Annotated in this window: 19 protein-coding genes, 1 tRNA gene and 1 pseudogene; 11 read left to right on the top strand and 10 right to left on the bottom strand. The window is 71.7% G+C overall.

All coding sequences use genetic code 11. The annotated features are described in order from the left end of the window. The first annotated feature begins 47 nt into the window (after positions 1-47). Together AC07DF_RS23530 and AC07DF_RS23535 are read left to right on the top strand one after the other, a co-directional pair. Positions 48-1,985, top strand: a complete 1,938-nt coding sequence (locus tag AC07DF_RS23530; RefSeq protein ID WP_478974554.1) for an FAD/NAD(P)-binding protein — start codon at positions 48-50, stop codon at positions 1,983-1,985. Positions 1,986-2,065: 80 nt separating this feature from the next. Further along, a complete protein-coding gene (locus tag AC07DF_RS23535) occupies positions 2,066-2,518 on the top strand; it encodes a DoxX family protein (RefSeq protein ID WP_432959799.1) in 453 nt (150 codons plus the stop codon). An 89-nt stretch (positions 2,519-2,607) separates the two neighbouring features. Here AC07DF_RS23535 and AC07DF_RS23540 read toward each other — a convergent pair whose 3' ends face one another. Continuing rightward, entirely contained in the window at positions 2,608-3,144 is a 537-nt protein-coding gene (locus tag AC07DF_RS23540; protein WP_478974558.1) for a superoxide dismutase family protein, read from the bottom strand. 257 nt (positions 3,145-3,401) lie between these two features. Here AC07DF_RS23540 and AC07DF_RS23545 point away from each other — a divergent pair, with 257 nt between their 5' ends. Next, positions 3,402-4,007: a DedA family protein gene (locus AC07DF_RS23545; RefSeq protein ID WP_478974561.1), complete on the top strand. Its 606-nt coding sequence runs from the start codon at positions 3,402-3,404 to the stop codon at positions 4,005-4,007. 40 nt (positions 4,008-4,047) lie between these two features. Here AC07DF_RS23545 and AC07DF_RS23550 read toward each other — a convergent pair whose 3' ends face one another. Then, complete coding sequence (locus AC07DF_RS23550) at positions 4,048-4,278, bottom strand: DUF2277 domain-containing protein (protein WP_478974563.1); 231 nt, start codon at positions 4,276-4,278, stop codon at positions 4,048-4,050. Positions 4,279-4,380: 102 nt separating this feature from the next. Here AC07DF_RS23550 and AC07DF_RS23555 point away from each other — a divergent pair, with 102 nt between their 5' ends. Further along, positions 4,381-5,286, top strand: a complete 906-nt coding sequence (locus AC07DF_RS23555) for a ketopantoate reductase family protein (RefSeq protein ID WP_478974566.1) — start codon at positions 4,381-4,383, stop codon at positions 5,284-5,286. Positions 5,287-5,337: 51 nt separating this feature from the next. Then, positions 5,338-5,691 carry a hypothetical protein gene (locus tag AC07DF_RS23560; RefSeq protein WP_478974569.1) on the top strand — a complete coding sequence of 118 codons (354 nt, stop codon included), beginning with the start codon at positions 5,338-5,340 and terminating at the stop codon, positions 5,689-5,691. 66 nt (positions 5,692-5,757) lie between these two features. On the opposite strand, the pseudogene AC07DF_RS23565 reads toward AC07DF_RS23560, so the two are convergent. Both AC07DF_RS23565 and AC07DF_RS23570 read right to left on the bottom strand, forming a co-directional pair. Then, positions 5,758-5,940: pseudogene (locus AC07DF_RS23565) on the bottom strand (DUF305 domain-containing protein); the annotation flags it as partial. After that, positions 5,894-6,388 carry a DUF6153 family protein gene (locus tag AC07DF_RS23570; protein ID WP_478974572.1) on the bottom strand — a complete coding sequence of 165 codons (495 nt, stop codon included), beginning with the start codon at positions 6,386-6,388 and terminating at the stop codon, positions 5,894-5,896. The gene AC07DF_RS23570 and the pseudogene AC07DF_RS23565, both read right to left, overlap by 47 nt. A gap of 178 nt (positions 6,389-6,566) precedes the next feature. Here AC07DF_RS23570 and AC07DF_RS23575 point away from each other — a divergent pair, with 178 nt between their 5' ends. Together AC07DF_RS23575 and AC07DF_RS23580 are read left to right on the top strand one after the other, a co-directional pair. Continuing rightward, positions 6,567-7,130, top strand: coding sequence for a hypothetical protein (locus AC07DF_RS23575; RefSeq protein ID WP_478974575.1), 564 nt, complete (start codon positions 6,567-6,569; stop codon positions 7,128-7,130). A 144-nt stretch (positions 7,131-7,274) separates the two neighbouring features. Then, entirely contained in the window at positions 7,275-7,907 is a 633-nt protein-coding gene (locus tag AC07DF_RS23580; protein ID WP_478974577.1) for a hypothetical protein, read from the top strand. Positions 7,908-8,009: 102 nt separating this feature from the next. Here the strand turns inward: AC07DF_RS23580 and AC07DF_RS23585 are convergent. Next, positions 8,010-8,081: transfer RNA gene (locus AC07DF_RS23585), tRNA-Val, on the bottom strand. 200 nt (positions 8,082-8,281) lie between these two features. Here AC07DF_RS23585 and AC07DF_RS23590 point away from each other — a divergent pair. Together AC07DF_RS23590 and AC07DF_RS23595 are read left to right on the top strand one after the other, a co-directional pair. After that, the gene (locus AC07DF_RS23590; protein WP_478974580.1) at positions 8,282-9,088 is read left to right on the top strand and encodes a DUF4097 family beta strand repeat-containing protein; all 807 of its coding nucleotides are present in this window, start codon (positions 8,282-8,284) and stop codon (positions 9,086-9,088) included. Positions 9,089-9,162: 74 nt separating this feature from the next. Then, complete coding sequence (locus AC07DF_RS23595; protein ID WP_478974583.1) at positions 9,163-10,581, top strand: hypothetical protein; 1,419 nt, start codon at positions 9,163-9,165, stop codon at positions 10,579-10,581. Positions 10,582-10,600: 19 nt separating this feature from the next. Here the strand turns inward: AC07DF_RS23595 and AC07DF_RS23600 are convergent, their stop codons facing one another. The 3 genes from AC07DF_RS23600 to AC07DF_RS23610 all read right to left on the bottom strand — a co-directional run bounded on the left by AC07DF_RS23600 (position 10,601) and on the right by AC07DF_RS23610 (position 15,344). Further along, positions 10,601-11,755, bottom strand: a complete 1,155-nt coding sequence (locus tag AC07DF_RS23600) for an amidase domain-containing protein (protein WP_478974586.1) — start codon at positions 11,753-11,755, stop codon at positions 10,601-10,603. Between the two features lie 120 nt (positions 11,756-11,875). Then, a complete protein-coding gene (locus tag AC07DF_RS23605; RefSeq protein ID WP_478974589.1) occupies positions 11,876-13,153 on the bottom strand; it encodes a polysaccharide deacetylase family protein in 1,278 nt (425 codons plus the stop codon). Between the two features lie 58 nt (positions 13,154-13,211). After that, positions 13,212-15,344, bottom strand: a complete 2,133-nt coding sequence (locus tag AC07DF_RS23610) for a transglycosylase domain-containing protein (RefSeq protein ID WP_478974683.1) — start codon at positions 15,342-15,344, stop codon at positions 13,212-13,214. A 140-nt stretch (positions 15,345-15,484) separates the two neighbouring features. Here AC07DF_RS23610 and AC07DF_RS23615 point away from each other — a divergent pair, with 140 nt between their 5' ends. Together AC07DF_RS23615 and AC07DF_RS23620 are read left to right on the top strand one after the other, a co-directional pair. After that, the gene (locus tag AC07DF_RS23615) at positions 15,485-15,703 is read left to right on the top strand and encodes an FmdB family zinc ribbon protein (RefSeq protein WP_382492939.1); all 219 of its coding nucleotides are present in this window, start codon (positions 15,485-15,487) and stop codon (positions 15,701-15,703) included. A gap of 47 nt (positions 15,704-15,750) precedes the next feature. After that, positions 15,751-16,524, top strand: coding sequence for a DedA family protein (locus AC07DF_RS23620; protein ID WP_478974593.1), 774 nt, complete (start codon positions 15,751-15,753; stop codon positions 16,522-16,524). Here AC07DF_RS23620 and AC07DF_RS23625 read toward each other — a convergent pair. Both AC07DF_RS23625 and AC07DF_RS23630 read right to left on the bottom strand, forming a co-directional pair. Then, the gene (locus AC07DF_RS23625; RefSeq protein WP_478974596.1) at positions 16,445-17,254 is read right to left on the bottom strand and encodes an HAD family hydrolase; all 810 of its coding nucleotides are present in this window, start codon (positions 17,252-17,254) and stop codon (positions 16,445-16,447) included. The two genes, AC07DF_RS23620 and AC07DF_RS23625, sit on opposite strands and share 80 nt — an antisense overlap. Further along, positions 17,254-19,080, bottom strand: a 1,827-nt coding sequence (locus AC07DF_RS23630; protein ID WP_478974599.1) for a cysteine protease StiP domain-containing protein, incomplete at its 5' end; no start/stop codon positions are given. The genes AC07DF_RS23625 and AC07DF_RS23630, both read right to left, overlap by 1 nt.

Consider the following 19,080-nt stretch of genomic DNA (forward strand, 5'->3'; position numbering starts at 1 on the left):
CCCGGCGGACCGCCGACACGCGCCCCCCACGCCCGGGAGTACCACCCTTGTCTGCGTCGACCGAGGAACCCGTACCGGCCGAGACACCCCCACCGGTCTCCGTCGCCCTGGTCGGCGCCGGGCCACGGGGCACCAGCGTCCTGGAACGCCTCTGCGCCTCCGCGCCGGAACTCCTCCCTCCCGCTGCCCGGCTGACGGTCCACGTGATCGACCCGGACCCGCCAGGACCCGGCCGCGTCTGGCGCACCGCCCAGCCGTCCGAGCTGCTGATGAACACCGTGGCCTGCCAGGTGACCCTGTTCACCGACGACAGCGTGGACTGCTCGGGCCCGATCCGCCCGGGGCCCAGCCTGTACGAGTGGGCGCGCGGCGCGCTGGACCCGGACGAGTACCCGACCCGGGCCGACTACGGCCGCTATCTGGAGTGGGTGTTCGCCAAAGCCGTACGGGACGCGCCGCCGAACGTGCGCGTCGAGACGCACCGGGCCCGCGCGGTCCGGCTCGACGACACCCCGGGCGGCCGGCAGGCCCTCACCCTGGACAACGGCCGGACCCTGACCGGCCTGTCCGCGGTGGTCCTCGCACAGGGGCATCTGCCGACGGCCGCGGACCCGGCCGGGCGGCGCCTCGCGGCCCATGCCGCCCGTCACGGACTGCGCCACATCCCGCCCGCCAACCCGGCCGACGTCGACCTGACCTCCATACCCGCGGGCGAGCCCGTCCTGCTGCGCGGTCTCGGCCTCAACTTCTTCGACCACACGGCCCTGTTGACGACCGGCCGCGGCGGCCGTTTCGTCCGGGACACCCAGGGCGGCGGCCTGCGCTACCTCCCCTCCGGCCGGGAACCACGGCTGTACGCGGGGTCGCGGCGCGGGATCCCGTACCAGGCGCGCGGGGACAACGCGAAGGGGCCGTACGGCCGGCACGTCCCGCTCGTCCTCACGCCGGAGACGATCGCGGGCTTCCGCAAGCGCGCGGACTCCGGGGAGGCGCCCGACTTCCTCGCGGAGATATGGCCGTTGGTGGCGAAGGAGGTCGAGACGGTCTACTACTGCGCGCTGCTGCGGCGGGCCGGAACCGCCGGACGACGGTGCTCGGATTTCACCGGCCGCTTCCTGGCCGTGCCGCACGGCGACTCCCGGGAGGCCGTGCTGCTGGACGAGTTCGGCGTGCCCGGCGCCGACCGCTGGTGCTGGCAGCGGGTGTCCCGGCCGCACGCGGGACGGGATTTCGCGCACCCCGGCGAGTGGCGTGACTGGCTGCTGTCGTATCTGCGCGAGGACGCCGCGCAGGCCGCCCTGGGCAATGTCCGGGGCCCGCTGAAGGCGGCCCTCGACGTGCTGCGCGATCTGCGCAACGAACTCCGGCTGATCGTCGACCACGGGGGCCTCGCCGGTGCCTCCCGCCGGGACCACCTGGACCGCTGGTACACCCCGCTCAACGCCTTCCTGTCCATTGGCCCGCCCCGGCGCCGTATCGAGGAGCTCGTGGCCTTGATGGAGGCGGGCGTGGTGCGGGTCCTCGGGCCGCGTCTGGAGGTGACGGAGGAGGACGGGGCCTGGGCGGCACGCTCACCCGAGGTGCCGGGCTCCGCCGTCCGTGTGACAACCCTCATAGAGGCCCGCCTGCCGGAGGCCGACTTGCGGAGTACGGCCGACGGGCTCCTCGCCGAGCTGCTGCGGACGGGGCAGTGCCGACCGCACACCGCCGACGGTTACGAGACAGGCGGATTGGACGTCACACCACGTCCGTATCGCCTGATGGACCGTCAAGGTGTTGTACACACAAGGAGGTTCGCTTTCGGAGTGCCGACGGAAGGTGTGCACTGGGTGACCGCCGCGGGCGCCCGTCCGGGTGTGGATTCGGTCACGCTTTCGGACGCGGACGCGGTCGCCAGAGCCGCCCTACGTGCGGTTGCTACCGAAAGGGACCCCCAAACGGAGGTAAACCAGTGGCCAAATGTTGAACTTGCAAGCATCAATTAGGCACACCTAACGTGGGCTACTCATCGGTTCTGTCCCCCGACCGGCCTTGACCTGGCCGGCCGCCCGAAGGAGTCCCCCACATGACCGCACGCCTCAACGGCGCCCAGCCGTACGCTCTCGGGCTGTTCCGGATCGTCATCGGCCTGCTGTTCTCCTGCCACGGCGCCGTCGCGCTCTTCGGCGTCCTCGGCGGCGTGGACGGCAAGGGCGGCACCGCGGCGACCGGCGCCTGGCCGAACTGGTACGCGGCCGTCATCGAACTCGTCGGCGGCATCCTGGTGCTGCTGGGCCTGGGCACCCGCGCCGCGGCCTTCATATCCTCCGGCGCGATGGCCTACGCGTACTTCAAGGTCCACCAGCCCCAGGGCCTGTGGCCGATCGAGAACAGCGGTGAGGGCGCGGCCATGTACTGCTGGGCCATGTTCCTGCTGATCTTCACCGGCTCCGGCGCGTTCGGCGTGGACCGGCTGCTGGCCCGGCGCACCTCCGCGCAGGGGCAGCGCTCCACGGAGCAGACGCCGGTGGCCGCCTGAGCCGCCCGGACACCACCACGCAGGACGGCGCCTTCCCGCTTCGGGAAGGCGCCGTTGCCGTTGCCCGGCACGCGGCACGCGGCACGCGGCTAGTCGCCCTCGCCCACCGGCCCGAACGGCACCGTGAAACAGGCCGCCCGTACCCCCGCGCCGCCGGGCACGTCGTGGATCACGACCGAGGAGGCCTCGCCCGGCCGGAAGCCCCAGTCGTGCCGGGCACTCGAGGCGCCCGCACCGCGCCGGTCGGCCTTGAAGTCCAGCCAGACCTCGTTGTCCGGGTTGATCTGCCGCGGGTCGCTCGACGGCCGGTGCTGGTAGTGCCCGCCGGCCGCCTCCGGGGAGGCGCCGCAGGGCTTCCGATGCACATGCACGCCGTAGGCGTGGCCGGGCTTCATCCCGGCCGCCTTCAGCCGTACGATCGTCGCACCGCCGGGCGCGGTGTGCTGGCGCACCTCGATCCATGAGCCCACCGGAACGAGGCTCCTGTCGTACGTCAGCGCCGCCGACCGGTCCGCCCCGGGCGCGACGAACCGGGCCTCCGTCCGCATCGAGTAGGCCTCGACGCCGCCCGGCCCGCCGGCGAACAAAGCGGTCGCGACGGCGCTCGCGCATATCCCTGCCAGCATGATGTGTACCGTTCCTCACCTTGTGTCCGATTCAGCCCTTCTGTTGCTACGGGACACCCGCGCCCAGCGCCCTCCGGGACACGCAGCCGGGTGACGACTCGGGACGAGGTGAACAGTCGGTACCGAACGTACGAGCCCCCCGTGAACCGCCCGTCACACCCCAGGCGTACGCTGTATGGCTGTCATGGTCACTCCTGCCGCTCCCCGCGCGATATCGCGGCACGGTCTGGCCCACGGGGGATTCACGGGGAGTCGCGGTGCTGGAGCAGGTGGGGTTGCTGATCGGCAGCCCATGGATCTACGCGGTGGTGGCCCTGTCCATCCTGCTCGACGTGTTTCTGCCGGTGCTGCCCAGCGGCGTCCTGGTGATCACGGTGGCCACGGCGGCTGCCGCGAGCTCGGCGACCGATGTGCCCGACATCCTGGCGCTGACCCTCTGCGCGGCCACCGCCTCCGTCCTCGGTGACCTGGTCGCCTATCGCCTCGCCTGGCGTGGCGGCGCCCGTCTGGACCGGGCGATCTCCCGCTCCCGGCGCCTGACCACCGCGCAGGAACGTCTCGGCGCGGCGCTGGCGCGGGGCGGCGGCGCGCTCGTCGTCCTCGCCCGCTTCGCTCCCGCCGGCCGCTCGGTCGTCTCCCTCGGGGCGGGCGCCGCCCACCGCCGCGCCCGCGACTTCCTCCCCTGGTCGGCCCTGGCCGGCCTGACCTGGGCCGCGTACAGCGTCGCCCTCGGCTGGTTCGGCGCCCACTGGCTGGGCGCGAGCTGGCTGGCGACGGCGGTGTCGGTGGGGGCGCTGTTCGGGGCGGGAGCGGGGGCGGCCTACGTCATGCGCAGGGAGCCGCGGGCGTCGGAGGCGTCATAGGCCTCGCGGGTTCGCAGGGCGCAGTCGGGGCCCTGCGGTGTCAGCTCGCTCGGCGGGTCGCGGCTCCCCGGATCTCCAGCCCGTCCAGCAACTCCTCCGTGGCCTGCGCGATGGCCTCCACGGCGCGGTCGAACACCTCCTGGTTGTGAGCGGCGGGGGCCCGGAATCCCGAAACCTTCCGCACGTACTGCAACGCGGCAGCCCGAATGTCGTCCGCCGTGGCCTCCTCGGCCATCGCAGGGGGACGAAGCGTCTTGATACTCCGGCACATGCCCCCAGTCTCACCCTTTCGGCCCCCGTACGACAGCGACTCCTGCCATGATCTCCGCGAGGCGGCCACCACTGCGGGGCCGACCGACGAGAGGAACCCGACATGGGGAACGAACTCACTGTGGCCGTACTGGGCCCCGGCGGCGTGGGCGGTCTGCTCGCCGCGCTGCTCTCCCGCGCCGGCCACCGGGTGATCTGCCTGTCCGGCGAGGAGACCGCCCGGACCCTGGGCAGGGACGGCATCCACGTCCGCAGCACGCACTTCGGCGACTTCACGGCCCCGGTCCAGGCCGACACGCACCTGCGCGAACCGGTCGACGCGTGCCTGGTGACCGTCAAGCACACGACGCTCGACGCCGCCCTGGCGCGCGTTCCCTCACCCGCGTTGGTCGACGGCCTCATCGTGCCGTTCCTGAACGGCGTCGAACACCCGGCGACCCTGCGCGCCCACTACCGCCCCGACCTCGTCGCCCCGGGCGTCATCCGCGTCGAGTCGACCCGGACCGCTCCGGGTGTCATCGAACACGGCAGCCCCTTCGCGGAGATCGACCTGACCGGTACGGCGGTGCCGCGCGCCCGCCTCGACACCCTCGCCGCGGCCCTCACCGCCGCCGGCCCGGCCACCAGCGTCCAGGACGACGAGACGGCGGCCCTGTGGGCGAAGATGTCGTTCCTGGCCCCGTTCGCCCTACTCACCACCGTCCACGCCCTCCCCCTCGGCGAGATCCGCACCCGCCACCGCGACGAACTGACCGCCCTGGTGGAGGAGACGGCCGCGATCAGCCGCGCGTGCGGCGGCCCGGCCGACCCGGCCCAGGCCCTCGCCCGCTACGACGCCTTCCCGCCGCAGACCAGGTCGTCGATGCAACGCGACGCCGAGGCGGGCCGCCCCCTCGAACTGGACGCCATCGGCGGTGCGTTGCTCCGCGCGGCAGAGCGGCACGGCGTTCCGGCTCCGGTGACGGCCCGGGTGGTGGGCGAACTCGAGAGGGCACACACGTTCGCGTGAACCCCAGGAAGGGACTCGCCACTCAAATTCGAACAGGCGTATCATTGATGCGTGGCTACGACCTATGACTTTCCGAGTGACCTCCTCGCCGGTCAGGAGGAACTCCATCAGGTCCGCGCCGAGCTGTCGGTCCTGCTGAAGCGGCTGCCCTGGTCGGTGGAGCCGCTGGAAGGCTTCAGCGACGACAACGGCTGGCGCAAGGTCGAGCGCCCGGCCTCCCCCGGCTGGAGCGCCGACGAACAGGCCGAGGTGGAGAAGCTCCGCCGGCGCGAGCACGAGCTCGCGGTGTTCGTCAGCACCCACCGCTACTGGTCCGAACTCACCGGCCCCGAGCGGGTGACGGCCCGTTCCCAGCTGAAGCACGCGCACGAGGCTCCGCCGGAGGAGACCGACGGAGCCTCGTAGCCGCGGGGGCGTCAGCCGCGGCTCTTGCCCAGGAGCCATCAGGGTCAGGAACTGCGTGTCGAAGGTGGCCCGGCCATCGGCCGGCCGCGCCATCTCCAGCGCCTGCCGGTGGTGCGGGATCATGCCCTGCGCGAAGGCGACGTCCTGGGCGTTGTGCGTCCCGCCGGTCGCCTTGGCGCCGGCGGACGCGGACTCGCGCCCGTCACCGCCACGAGGGCTGCTTCTGCGAGGAAAGGGATGTCCGGACACGTCGACGCACCGTACCGGCAGGTGAACCGGCGTGGCGCGTGCGTGGTGTCTGGATCCGCAGAAGCTGGAGTTCGGCGAGGGAGGGCAGGGCACGGGCGCCTTCCGCCTCCCCGCCCGCGAACGCCCGTACGACGTCCGCCGCTACGCCCCCGGGGACCGGGTCGGGAACAAGCGGGGGCAACACCGGGCCACCGCTCAGTGCCCCCGATGCACAGGTCGCGTCGGCATGATGGACGGACCCGCCACCGCAGTGCGCGAAGGACATGTCCGGGGAGTGCGTCTGAGGTGCGTGACTGTCCGACACGTGCATCCCCTGCGGGACGCCACCCCCGGGCGCCAGCCCGTGCATCCCCAGCAACCCGGCCAACAGCCCCAGCACACACAGCACCCGCCACCGCCGCACGACGGGCCGCGGGGCGCGCTGGACGGGGCTGTGCACGGTGACCATCGTGGAGAAGCCCCCGGCGCACCGGAGCCCTGCCTCAGACCCGGGCACACATACGGATCAACATCAGGTGTGCGACCGCTCGTGCCCCGATCGGGCGAACTCGGTCAGCCGCCTGCAACCGCGCCGCCCCTCCCCGGGTCATGCACCCGCACGACACGAATGACCCCGAGGGGAAACCATGAGCCAGCAGTACCCGCAGCAGCCGAACCAGCCCTACCCGCCCCAGCAACCGGGGTTCGGTGCCCCGGCGCCCCAGCCGCCGAAGAAGCGCAGCGCCGGCAAGATCGCGGGCCTCGGGTGCGCGGGCATCATCGTCCTCTTCGTCATCGTCGCCGTCGCCACGGGCGGCGGAAGCAGCGAGAGCAAGGACACGTCGAACAAGGACAGGGCCGTCGCCGCCGACAGCAAGCCCGGGGGCGGCGGAGACAGCGGGGACAGCGGGGCCGAACCGGCCGACGAGAAGTCCCAGGCCGAACAGTTCCGAAGCTGCGTCGCCAAGAACGGCACGGACACCGAGAAGGCCGCGGTGGAGCACGTCACCAAGGTGACCGGAGCCGACAAGCGCAACGACATCCTCGACTCGGCGGAGGTCTTCACCGACTACACCGGCGGCATCGTGGGCCCGCACCAGGGCGAGGGCAAACTCATCGCTTCCGCGTTCACGTCCTGCTACGAGTCGAAGAACGGCCTCGTGACCGTCTACGACAAGGACGGCGAACTGCTCGCCAACGCGAACTACTGATCCCACCACACGAGGGGCCTTCCGGAACTCCCCGGAAGGCGCCTGCATACCTGTGGGCGACATCCAGCAATCGTCGCAACCGGCATCGTCGTAGTGCGCATCGCGCGATGCTCCATCAGCACCGGCAACACACAGGGGGACACCATGACCAAGCGCACCACCGCAGTGGCACTCATCGCGGCGGCCCTGCTCGCGCTCACGGCCTGCGAAGGCACCGACACCGGCAGCGGCAGCGGCAGCAAGCCAAGCCAGGGCAGCAACGACAAGGCCGACACCAGCAACGACACCGCGAAGGCCGAGAACGCTTCGCTGCCCGACATGACCGGCAAGGGCCTCCAGTCCGCTCAGGACCAGGCCCAAGACGCAGGGTTCTACAGCCTCACCTCGCACGACGCCCTCGGCCGCGGACGTATGCAGGCCTTCGACCGGAACTGGAAGGTGTGCTCCCAGATCCCGGAGGCCGGCGAGCACCCCACGGACACGAAGGTCGACTTCGCGACGGTCAAGCTCGAAGAGGACTGCCCAGCGAAGGACGCGGGCGCCGCTCCGGAGGCCGCCGGCGACACGATGCCCGACTTCAAGGGGCAAGCCGTGAAGGCCGCCCGCGAGGCGCTTGACACGTCTACGAGCATCACCGTCGACGATGCCTCCGGGCAGGACCGGATGGTGCTGATGGAGTCGAACTGGCAGGTGTGCAGCCAGGAGCCGGCCGCGGGAGCGAAGCTCGACGGTCAGCCCGTGAAGCTCGCCGCGGTGAAGTTCGAGGAGTCCTGCTGACTCAGCGCCGCCGGGGCCGCGGCCGCAACGCCACGCCCCCCGAGACAGGAGAGGCCCCCCGACTCGACGGCCGGGAGGCCTCTGACCTGCTGACTGATCCGGTGGGCGCGGACGGTTTCGAACCGCCGACATCCTGCTTGTAAGGCAGGCGCTCTACCCCTGAGCTACGCACCCGGCTCCCGGGCCACGTGCCCAGGACGAGTCGACAGCCTACATTGCCCGGGGCGCGGACCGGCAATCCGCTGTGCGTGGGGCGGGCCGGGGGTTATCCCCCCTTCGGATCCGGGAGTGGCCCGGATCCCCCGGCGGGCCCCGGATCCATACGGTCGTAGAGCGCTCGAGGAGCGCCCGTCGTCCGCCAGGGGGAGATCGTCATGGCCCGCACCGTCCGTACCACCGGCACCACAGGCACCACCCGTACCGCCTCCGCCCGCGCCATCGCCGTCGCCGGTGCCGTGGCCGTTCTCGTCGCCGGGCTCAGCGCCTGCGGGGCGTCCGCCGGGGACGACACGGACCCCGACCGCCGCTCCTTCGGCCTCGAGGGCCGCACCCTGACCGTCGACAGCGACGACTCCGCCCTGGAGATCGTCGCGGCCGACCGGAACCCGGAGGGCGAGATCGGGGTCACCCGGTGGTTCCAGGGCTCGGTCGTCGTCGGCAAGGAGCCCAAGGCCACCTGGTCGATGCGGGACGACCGGCTGGTGCTGCGGCTGAAGTGCTCCGGCATCGTCGTCGACTGCGCGGCCAAGCACCGTATCGAGGTGCCCCGCGGCATCACCGTGAAGGTCCAGGACGGCGACGGCAGCGTGCGCGCCCGGGGCTTCCGGGACCCGCTGAGCATTCGTACGGGCGACGGCTCCGTCCGCGTCACCGACACCACCGGGCCCCTGGAGCTGCGCACCGGCGACGGGTCCATCCGCGCGGAGGTCTCCTCCCGTGACGTCCGCACCCGCACCGGCGACGGCTCGGCCCGCCTCGAGCTCGGCGTCGTCCCGGACCGTGTGGAGTCGCGCAGCGGCGACGGTTCCGTGACCATCGCGCTGCCCGAGGCGAGGTACCGCGTGACCACCGAGACCGGCGACGGTGGCGTCGACGTGTCCGTGCCCCGCGACGAGAGCAGCGCTCACGTGGTCTCCGCCCGGACCGGCGACGGCAAAGTGACGGTCCGGACAGCGAACTGACCGGCCCGTGTGTTCGTCCTTAACCGGTGGGAGAATGACACCGGGCAGGGCGGACCACAGCACGGGAGAGGGATGTGACGGCGACATCAGGGCAGCCGGACTCGCCGTCGGTGCCGCGCGCGCACGGCCCGCGCCGCGCCATCCGCCACCCCGCACCCCACACCCCGGGCCGTCGTCCGCTCCGGGACGCGCTCACCCTGATGACGCTGCCGCTGGTTGCCGCCCTGGCCCTGCCCGCCGCCTTCGCGGGCGGGGGCACCCGGCGCTGGTTCGGCGGCCGCGCCGAGAACCAGCGTGCCGAGGCCCAGGCCGCGAAGGACGCCGCGGCGGCCGCCTTCTACGAGCTGGACACCGCCCAGCGCGACCTGCGCATCTCGATAGAGACGATCACCGCCGTCGACGACTCCCCCGCCGCCCGGCGGACCGTCGCCGATTTCGACGCCCTCGGCAGACGCATCGACGAGGTCAGCCACCGGTACATCAACGCCGTCGACGCCCATGATCTCGATCGCGACGACCTGGAGGCCTCGGCCGCCTCCCGCGCCCGCACCGAGCTGACCGCCGCCAAGGAGGAACTGGACCGGGTCAAACAGGAGCTGGACCGGTTCACCGACGGCCTCGGCCCCCTGCTCGGCAAGGCCGAGACCCAGCTGGCCCGCCTAGCCCCCGCCGTGGAACGCGCCCGCCAGGCCCTCCTCGGAGCCTCCAACGCCCTCGACTCCGTACGAGCGTCCAACCTGAAGGCGGACGACCTCGCCGCCCGTCTCGCCACCCTCTCCCCGGAGCTGACCAAGCTGAACCAGGGCGCCGGCCGGCACGGCGTGCCGGAGACCCTGGAGCGGGCCGAGCGGGTCACACGCGAGGCCGAGGCGATCCGTGTGGAGGCCGAGCGGCTGCCGGACCGCGCCGCCGAGATCGACCACCGGCTCGTCTCCCTGCGCACCCGCGCCCAGGCCCTCACCACCCGCTCCGAGCAGGTGGACCCGATCCTGAGCGAACTCCGCCGCCGCTTCACCGCGGCCTGCTGGCAGGACCTCCAGCGCGTCCCCGACGACGCCGCCGAGCACGTCCGCCAGGCCGAGACCAAGCTGGCCGAGGCCCGGTCCGCCCGCGCCGAGCAGCGCTGGGCCGACGCGACGGCCCTGCTGTCGACCGTACGGGCCCTGCTGAACAGCACCGACGAGGCCGTCTCGGCCGCCGGCGACCGCCTGCACCGTCTGAACGCGGTGCAGAAGGACCCCCAGCAGGAGATCGAGCGCACCCGCTTCGCCATCCGCGATGCCCAGCGCCTCGCCATGGCCGGCCGCAACACCCCCGACCCGCAGCACGCCCGCCCCCTGGACGAGGCCGTGTCCCGTCTGGACCGCGCCGTCGCCACCCTCGACGGCCGCCACCCCGACTACTGGCACTTCCTCACGGAGACCGAGGGGATCCGGCAGAGGGTGGCCCGTGTGGTGGACGGGATCCGCGAGCAGCGAGGGGCCGGACACTGAGCCCGGCCCCCGCCCGGTCTCAGGTGCGGTAGGCGTAGTAGTACGCGTTCGGGTCCGACGCGACGAGGCTCGCCACCGACCTGCGGAGGGTGTTGGTGGAGTGGTAGGTCACGTAGGGCACGCCGCCGCTCTTGGACGTGACGATCATCGTGTGGTCCTTGGACCCGTCCCGGTCGAAGTCCATCTGGAGGACGTCACCGACCTCGAGCTGGTAGACGTTGGCGAGCGGCTTGGTCCGCTGGGAGTTCTGGGCGAACCAGGACCACTCGTTGACGCCGACGAACGAGTGCGACTGGATGTCGGCGTTGCCGAACCACTTGGTGTAGTCGTACACGTAGCCGGGTGCGTGCTTCCAGCCGCCCGCCTTCAGGGCCTGGCTGACGAAGTTGGTGCAGTCGCCGCCGGCGCCGCGGCCGCTGAAGTCCGGGTAGTCCTTGTTGTAGACGTTCCAGTGCTTCTCGGCGTAGGCCGCCATGGCCTTGTAGTCGTACGTCGTGCCGGTCTTCGGGGCGGCGGCCGGGTTGCGGGTGGTCGCCGCGCGCGGGGCGTTCGGCATGGTGTCGTCGGCGGCGGTCGCCTTGACGGGGGCCGGCTTGGAGAGCGTGTTCACCGCGAGACCGCCCTGGCCGGTGTCGCGGATGCCGGTCAGCTGCCAGTCGCCCTGCCGGTCGGCCCTGAAGGTCAGCTCGTGCCGGGCCTGGAAGCCGGTGGTCTTCGGCCCGTCACCACGGGTTTGGGCGTAGGTCAGGGTCGTGGTCTCGGTGACCGCCGCCTTGGCCGTACGGCCCGTCACCCGCGTGGCGTCCAGGGTGACGGTGGTGCGTGCCTTGCCGTACTTCTCGCCCGCCTTCGCCAGGCTCTCCTTGCGCCGCTCCAGCGCGGACAGGGTGGCGTCCTCGGAGCGGGCCGTACCGGAAGACAGCTTGACGTCACCGGAGAAGCCGTTGGTCAGCGGCTTCTCCTGATCAGTCTGCCCGCCGTCGACCAGGGCGTTGGTGCGATCGGTGAAGACCGCGTCCGCCAGCCGCTGGAAGGTGGCCTTGGTGCGTGCGTCCACCGACGGGTCGTCCAGGACCGCCGCGCCGGCGCTCCAGTTGGGCAGCAGGGCGACTCCGGCGACGACCGAGGTCGCGGCGGCCCCGAGTATCGTGGCGCGGCGTCGGGTCCCGTTCAACTTCCTTGATTTCACTGGTGTTTTCCCCTCTTGCCCCGGCCAAGGGTTGCCGGGGAGGAGATCTTCGCATGAGGTGTGTGGTTATTGTGAAGAGGGTTGCTCCTGTTGCTACTTCACGGCTCACTTCACGACGGTCGACCAGTCGGGCGACTGCGCCGGGTCCAGGCCGCGCAGCCGCTGCAGCGTCTCGGGCTTCTGCGCGTCGAGCCAGTCGGCCAGCTCCCTGAAGGACACGCACTTGACGTCCTTCTTCGTGCACACGCTCTTGATGACCTCGTCGACGGCCCTCATGTAGATGCCGCCGTTCCAGTCCTCGAAGTGGTTGCCGATGAAGAGCGGGGCGCGGCTGCCGTAGTACACGCGGTTGAAGCCGGACATGTAGGAGGCGACGGTCTGCTGTTCCCACTCGGGGTACTTCGCCGGGTCGCCCTCGGTCTCGCCCTCGGACTGGTTGTAGAGGAAGTTGAAGTCCATCGACAGGCCCTGGTACTTACCGCCCTCGTACGGGAGCATCTGCAGCGGGAAGTCCCAGATGCCGTCCTTTTTGACGGGCCATATCTGGAAGTCGCCCGCGGAGCTGGCGTCGTAGCGCCAGTGATAGCCCTTGGCGGCCTTCAGCAGGTTCTTCTGGCCCTCCAGGCAGGGCGCACGGCCGCCGGTGACCTCCTTCCTGATGTCGAACGGCAGCGGATCGACGTCCTGGAAGCCGGTGTTGGTCTTCCACTCCTCGACGAACGCGTAGAACTGGTCGATCTCGCTCTTCCACTCCGCGACGCTCCAGTCGCCGCCGCCCTTCTTGCCGCAGAAGTGGCCGTTGAAGTGGGTGCCGATCTCGTTCCCGCCCTGCCACGCCTTGCCGAGCTCCTCCACCGTGGTGCGGATGTGCTCGTCGGTGGCGTAGCTGATCGCCGCCGAGCCCTGGGCGTGCCGGGGCGGTGAGTAGAGGTCCTTCTTGCTCTTGGGCAGCAGGTAGATGCCCGTGAGGAAGAAGGTCATGTGGGCGTCGTACTCCTCGGCCAGCTCCCGGTAGTGCGCGAAGAGCCCGTCGTCGCCCTGCAGCGCGCCGTCCCAGGAGAAGACCACGAATTGGGGCGGCTTTTCACCCGGTGCCAGCGGCACCGGCTTCAGCTGTCCCTTCTGCGGGCCGGTGTAGGAGGTGGAGCCGTCCCCGAGGACCTTCGTCCGGCCGTCCCACCGGGGTTCCTGGTCCGGCTTCGCGGGGGCTGCCTGGCGGCCGCCGGAGGAGGCGGTCGGGGTGGTGGTGTCGGAGCGGGTGAGGACCAGATAGCCCCCGACCAGGGACGCGACGACGAGAAGGGCGGCCAGGGTCAGTATTCCCGGGGGTGCGGTGCGGCGGGGTGCGCGGGGCCGGCGACGGCGGCCGGACGGTGACTTCATGCGCGGCTCATTCTGCGAGGGGGGGGTGGGGGTGTTGCGGTGGTGCCGGGCGCGGGGGTCAGCCGAGGCCCCGGGCACCGGACCAGATGGTGTAGGGGACGCTGTCGCCGGAGGTGCCCGCGATCCCGCTCAACGGCAGCGGTTCGAGGCTCTTGCCGAGGTCGATGCGGTAGGCCACGACGGCTGTCGACACGGAGTGGGCCGTGCCGACGTACCAGGACGCGGTGTCGTTCTGCACGGTGCCGGCCTTCCCGGCCACCCCGATGGCCGGGTCCGCCCCGGGGTGGGCGGTGCGGAAGGCGTCCGTGAGGGCGGAGTGGACGGCCTCGGCCACGCTCGCCTTCACCGCACGGCGGGACGCGGGCTTCGCCAGCGGGACCTCGGAGCCGTTGCGGGTGATCCGGCCCACCGAATACGGCTCGACATGCGTGCCGGCGGCGGCGAACGTGGCGTATCCGCTCGCCATGCGGATCGCGCTGGGCGTGGCGCTGCCCAGGGACATCGCGGGCACCTGCGGGCCGAAACTGGAGGAGAGCAGGCCCGCCGCCTGGGCGGTGTCGCGCACCTCGTCCAGGCCGGTGTCCATGCCGAGCTGCATGAACGGCGTGTTCACCGACAGGGCGAGCGCCCGGCGCAGGCTGATCCGCCCGTAGGACTTCCTGCCGTCGTTGTGGGCGGTGACCTGCTTGCCGCCGCGATCCCAGTAGGGCCCCTCGGGTGTCCTGACGGGGATGCCGTCGTCCCCGTCGTACAGCGTCCGCGGGGTGACCCTGGTCGCGGCGCCGTCACGGGTCTTGTGCACGCCCTTCTCCAGGGCGGCGGCGTAGACGAACGGCAGGAAGGCCGAACCGGCGGGCACCGTGGTCGCGTTCGACTCGTTGTACCCCTGCCTACGGTGGTCGGGGCCGCCGTGGACGGCGAGGATCCGCCCGTCGGTGGCCACCGAAGCGGCGCCGAAGTGCAGGGACTTCGCCTTGGCCGCGTCGGTCTTCCGCGCCCGCTCGCGGGCCTGGGCCACGGCGTCGGTGAGCGCGGTCTCCTGCCTGCGGTCGAAGGTCGTGTAGATCTGGTAGCCGCCGAGGTCGAACTCCTTGGCCGAGATGCGCGCGGCCTTCTTGGCGTACTGGGCGGCCAGCTCCACGAGATAGTCGCTCTGCTTGCCGGTGTCGTACCCCGGCGCCCGCTGCAGCGGCTCGGGGAACTTCCCGTACCGGGCCCGCTCGGACTTCGACAGCGTGCCGTTCTCGACCATGCGGTCGAGGATCCATGACCAACGCTCCACCGCCCGGGTGTGGTTGGTCTTGCTCAGCGCCGGGTCGTAGAGCGCCGCGCCCTTGAGGAGGGAGGCGAGGAAGGCGGCCTCGCCGGCGTCGAGTTCGCTGACGTCCTTGCCGTAGTAGGCCTGGGCGGCCCGCTGGATGCCGTAGGTGCCGCGGCCGAACCAGCTCGTGTTGAGGTAGCCCTCGAGGATGTCGTCCTTGCTCATCCCGTTGTCGAGCTTGAGGGCGAGCATGGCCTCGGTGAACTTACGGCCGACCGAGCGGTCCTGGTTGAGGTAGACGTTCTTGACGTACTGCTGGGTGATGGTGGAGCCGCCCTGGGTGTCTCCCTGGCCGACGGTGCGCCACAGGGCGCGGGTGAGGCCGCTGAGGGAGATGCCGGGGTCGCTGTAGAAGCTCGCGTTCTCCGCCGCGAGCACCGCGTCGCGGACGTCCTCGGGTATGTCCTTCAGCGGCATCGCCTGCCGCCGCACCCAGCCGGTGCGTGCCATGGGCGTCCCGTCGGACCAGAAGTAGACGTTGTCCTGCTGGGTGGCGTATGAGTTGAGGTTCTCCGGGATGTCGGTGGCGGCGTAGGCGACACCCAGGAAACCGGCGGTCAGGCCGGTGCAGGTCAGCGCGGCGCCGAGCCACTGCCGCCAGGAGGGCGCCCAGCGACGCCAGCCGGTGCGGTCGGTGTGCGGGTAGCGAGGCCGGAGGCGGACGAGCGGGGCCGGCAGGGGGCCCACGGCTGCGCGGAGACGGGACAGGGGGGTGCGCCGGGGGGCCCTGCGCCGGCGGCGCGGCCTGCCGGATCCACTACCGCCGGATCCACTACCGCCGGAATCGTTCCCCTCCGATTCCGAATTTACCGACTGGCGCGCATATTGCGCGTTCTCCACACATAAGGAAGCGGGAGCCTTCAATTGCATGGTCTCTTCCGGTTCCCACCCAGCCCTGGTCACGGCTGCGTCACCCTCCCCGCTTACTGTGGTGCTCGCGGGAAAGTTACCAGCGGCCTTTACAACTCCTCCACACTGGTACGGCAGAAATGATCGATTAATCTGTCCCCATGCCTCGCTACGAGTACCGCTGCCGGACCTGCGGCGACACCTTCGAACTGAGCCGTCCCATGGCGGAGTCCTCCGATCCTGCGGCGTGCCCCTCGGGCCACGACGACACGGTGAAGCTCCTCTCCACGGTCGCGGTGGCCGGCTCGGCCTCCGCCCCGGCACCGGCGCCCCGCGCGGGCGGTGGCGGCGGTTGCTGCGGTGGGGGCTGCTGCGGCTGACCCGTTTCCTCAGGTGTCCTTCAGCTTCGGTTTCCTAGCGTGGCGGCATGACAGCCATCGCAGCTGCTGCGGACGCCGGGCCGCAGTGGGTCAACGACCTGATGGACGCGCTGGGCGCCCCGGGTGCCGGTCTCGCCATCGCCCTGGAGAACCTGTTCCCTCCGCTGCCCAGCGAGGTCATCCTGCCGCTCGCCGGCTTCGCCGCGAGCAGCGGGCGGATGAGCCTGCTCGCCGTCCTGCTGTGGACGACGGCCGGCTCGGTGATCGGCGCGCTCGCGCTGTACGGGGTCGGTGCGCTGCTCGGCCGTGACCGGACGGTGGCGATCGCGGCCCGGCTGCCGCTGGTGAAGGTCGCGGACATCGAGAAGACGGAGGCGTGGTTCCTCAAGCACGGGACCAAGGCCGTGTTCTTCGGCCGGATGATCCCGATCTTCCGCAGCCTGATCTCCGTGCCCGCGGGTGTGGAGCGCATGCGCCTGCCGGTGTTCCTGGGGCTGACCACCCTGGGCAGCGCCATCTGGAACACGGTGTTCGTCCTCGCGGGCTACTTCCTCGGCGCGAACTGGCACCAGGTCACGGACATCGTCTCCACCTACTCGAAGGTGGTCCTGGCGGTGGCGGCGGTGGCCGTGGCGGTGTTCATCGCCATACGGCTCCTACGACGCCCTGAAGGGGCGCGGGGAACTGCGCGACAAACCACCACGCAGCCGCACCCGCACGACGACCAGGACACCCGAGTTCTCAGGCGCCCCGTACTACCTCCAGAAACTCCCGCAGGATCCGCTCCCCGGCAAGAACGCCCCGGTCGGGCAGCACCCTGATCGAGGGAGCCGCGAAACCCGTGTCGGCCAGCTCCCCGTGACCGGGCCGCCAGCCCTGGTCCGCCGCGAGGAGCAGGTCGGTGTCGAGCAGCGAGTCACCCGCGGCGAGCGTGAGATCGGCCCCGGTCCGCCGGGCGACCTCCCGCATCGCCGCGCTCTTGGTGAGCGGCTTGGGAACGGCGTAGATCTTGCGGCCCTGGAGGGAAACGGTCCAGCCGCGGTTCTCCGCCCACACCGCGAGTTCCTTCACCCAGTCCTCGTCGAGCAGCTCGCGCTCGACGACCAGGTAGGCGAAGAGGTCGTCGGCGACGCGGTGCTTGCGCACCCAGACCGGGTCGGCGGCCCTGAGCAGGTGCTCCTGCACCTCGGCCAGGGGCGCGCACTGGTCGGCCAGCCGCGCGGTGACCTGCGCGTGCCAGTCGGGGTCGGAGACGCCGTCGACCATGAGGTGGCCGCCGTTCGCGCAGATCGCGTACGTGGGCTCGGGCCCCGGCAGGTTGATGCGCTGGTACTGCTTGCGCGTCCGGGTCGTCGTCGGCACGAACACGGCCGCGTCGCCCAGGTCGGTGAGGAGCTGGGCCGCCGTCTCCGTCATGTACGACAGCGGCTTGCTCTCGTGCACCTCCACGCACAGCAGCCGGGGCGCCCGGGCGTCCGGCATGGTCAGCGCCAGGGCGGCGGCGGAGTAGATCAGGGTGCGATCGAGGTCGCTGGCGACGAGTGCGCGCATCAGACCGACACCGCCTTGCCGTCGGCGCCGGTCGCGCCCCGGGTGTACTTGGGGTGGATCAACCCGACGCAGGTGTAGGGCAGTCCGGCGGCCTCCTCGACGGGCACGCCGCGTTGCTCGGCCAGCAGGCGTACGTGGTCGAGGTCGCTGCCCGCTCCGGCACGGGCCAGGATCTTCCAGGGCACGCGGCGCAGCAGCACCCGGGTGGTCTCGCCGACGCCGGGCTTGACGAGGTTCACGTCGTGGATGCCGTACTCCTCACTGATGCGCTCGACCGCGACCCAGCCCTCCCAGGTGGGCGAGCGGTCGGCGGCGAGCAGTTCCTTGGCCTGGGCGCAGGCGGCGTCCTCGACCTCGGGGAAGCGGGCGGACACGGCGTCCAGGAAGGCCACCGAGACGTCCGTGCCGGCGAGTTCGCGGTAGAACTTGGCGCCGTGGAAGTCGTGCGGACCGACCAGGTCCGCCCGCAGCACGGTCCGCGAGATCAGGCCGGACACGGTCGAGTTGAGGCAGGCGGAGGGGATGAGGAAGTCCTCGCGGGTGCCGTAGGTCCGTACGCAGGAACCCGGGTCGGCCAGGACCGCGATCTCGGGGCTGAAGTCGGTGATCCCGTCGGACTTCTCGAACTCCTCCAGGGCCTGGGCGAGTTCGCGGGTGATGGCGCCCTTGCCGGTCCAGCCGTCGACGAAGACGACGTCCCGGGGGTCGTGGTGCGCCGCGAGCCAGCGCAGCGCGTTGGCGTCGATGCCGCGCCCCCGGACGATCGAGACGGCGTAGTGCGGCAGGTCGAGGCCGTGCCGGTGCCGGGCCCAGCGGCGCATGAGGATGCCGACGGGTGTGCCCGCGCGGGCCAGGGAGACCAGGACCGGGCGCGGACCGCGTTCCGCGAGGATCGTCTCCGTGACCACGCCGGTCGCCTGGGCGATGCGGGCCGCAGAGTCGTCCAGCGCGGCGTGGAACAGCTCCTGGTACCGCTCGCTCGGCTGGTACTCCACGGGCAGCGACTCCGCGTAGTGCGCGCCGCCGCTCTGGATGGCCTCCTCGCGCTCCTCGGTCGGCGCCTCCAGCGTCACGTCCGAGAGGTCCCGGAGCAGCCAGCCGACCTCCTCGGGCGCGTACGAGGAGAACGCGGGGCCGCGCAGGGGCTCGGGCAGCATGGAGGGCCTTTCGGGGACGTACGACGGTATGACGGCGAGCAGGACCCGCGGCGTGTGCGCGGCGAGCCGGGCCAGCAGTCCGTCGGGCGCGTGCAGCGCGGGGGTGTCCCCGGCCGAGTCGACGACCGCGACGACGGCGTCGAATCCGGCGCCGGCGACGTTGTACGCGTACCGCTCGCCCGGGCCGTCGGCGGGGTCGTCGTGGGCGGGGAAGGCGAGGCGGGTGCGGATCGCGTAGCCGGGGTCGTCGACGGCCAGGACGGGTGAGCGGGTGGTGGTCGAGTAACGGACCTCGACGTCCGTCACACGTTCCAGCTCTCGGGCCAGCCTCAGCGGGGCGTACATCAGCTCTTCGAAGCCGAGGATGTGCACGCGCCGGGCCTCGGGGGGCAGGGCGTCGGCGATCCGGGCGGCCATACCGGGCAGGGCGGCCTCCAGCCGTTGCCGATGGGCCGGGGTGAACCCGTGCCGGGCGCCGTCCGGCAGGTCGGCGGGCCAGTGCAGGTCTATGCGCGTGTGGCTGTCGTCCGGGTGCGGGTCGGTGGGGGCTTGTCGCGCAGTTCCCCGCGCCCCCCCGGGAACAACCCCCCAAGGGGGGGGGGAACTCGGGATCAGCCACCAAGGCGCCCCCGTCGAAAGAAAAACCCCCCCCCCCCCCCCCCCCCCCTC

The sequence above is a fragment of the Streptomyces sp. NPDC044719 genome (assembly GCF_056433405.1).

Coding starts and splice junctions, on each gene's coding strand:
- AC07DF_RS23605 (WP_478974589.1), bottom strand. CDS start 13,153: ATGAAGTCACCGTCCGGCCGCCGTCGCCGGCCCCGCGCACCCCGCCGC.
- AC07DF_RS23620 (WP_478974593.1), top strand. CDS start 15,751: ATGACAGCCATCGCAGCTGCTGCGGACGCCGGGCCGCAGTGGGTCAAC.
- AC07DF_RS23540 (WP_478974558.1), bottom strand. CDS start 3,144: ATGCTGGCAGGGATATGCGCGAGCGCCGTCGCGACCGCTTTGTTCGCC.
- AC07DF_RS23625 (WP_478974596.1), bottom strand. CDS start 17,254: ATGCGCGCACTCGTCGCCAGCGACCTCGATCGCACCCTGATCTACTCC.
- AC07DF_RS23575 (WP_478974575.1), top strand. CDS start 6,567: ATGAGCCAGCAGTACCCGCAGCAGCCGAACCAGCCCTACCCGCCCCAG.
- AC07DF_RS23535 (WP_432959799.1), top strand. CDS start 2,066: ATGACCGCACGCCTCAACGGCGCCCAGCCGTACGCTCTCGGGCTGTTC.
- AC07DF_RS23570 (WP_478974572.1), bottom strand. CDS start 6,388: ATGGTCACCGTGCACAGCCCCGTCCAGCGCGCCCCGCGGCCCGTCGTG.
- AC07DF_RS23580 (WP_478974577.1), top strand. CDS start 7,275: ATGACCAAGCGCACCACCGCAGTGGCACTCATCGCGGCGGCCCTGCTC.
- AC07DF_RS23590 (WP_478974580.1), top strand. CDS start 8,282: ATGGCCCGCACCGTCCGTACCACCGGCACCACAGGCACCACCCGTACC.
- AC07DF_RS23550 (WP_478974563.1), bottom strand. CDS start 4,278: ATGTGCCGGAGTATCAAGACGCTTCGTCCCCCTGCGATGGCCGAGGAG.
- AC07DF_RS23555 (WP_478974566.1), top strand. CDS start 4,381: ATGGGGAACGAACTCACTGTGGCCGTACTGGGCCCCGGCGGCGTGGGC.
- AC07DF_RS23615 (WP_382492939.1), top strand. CDS start 15,485: ATGCCTCGCTACGAGTACCGCTGCCGGACCTGCGGCGACACCTTCGAA.
- AC07DF_RS23610 (WP_478974683.1), bottom strand. CDS start 15,344: ATGCAATTGAAGGCTCCCGCTTCCTTATGTGTGGAGAACGCGCAATAT.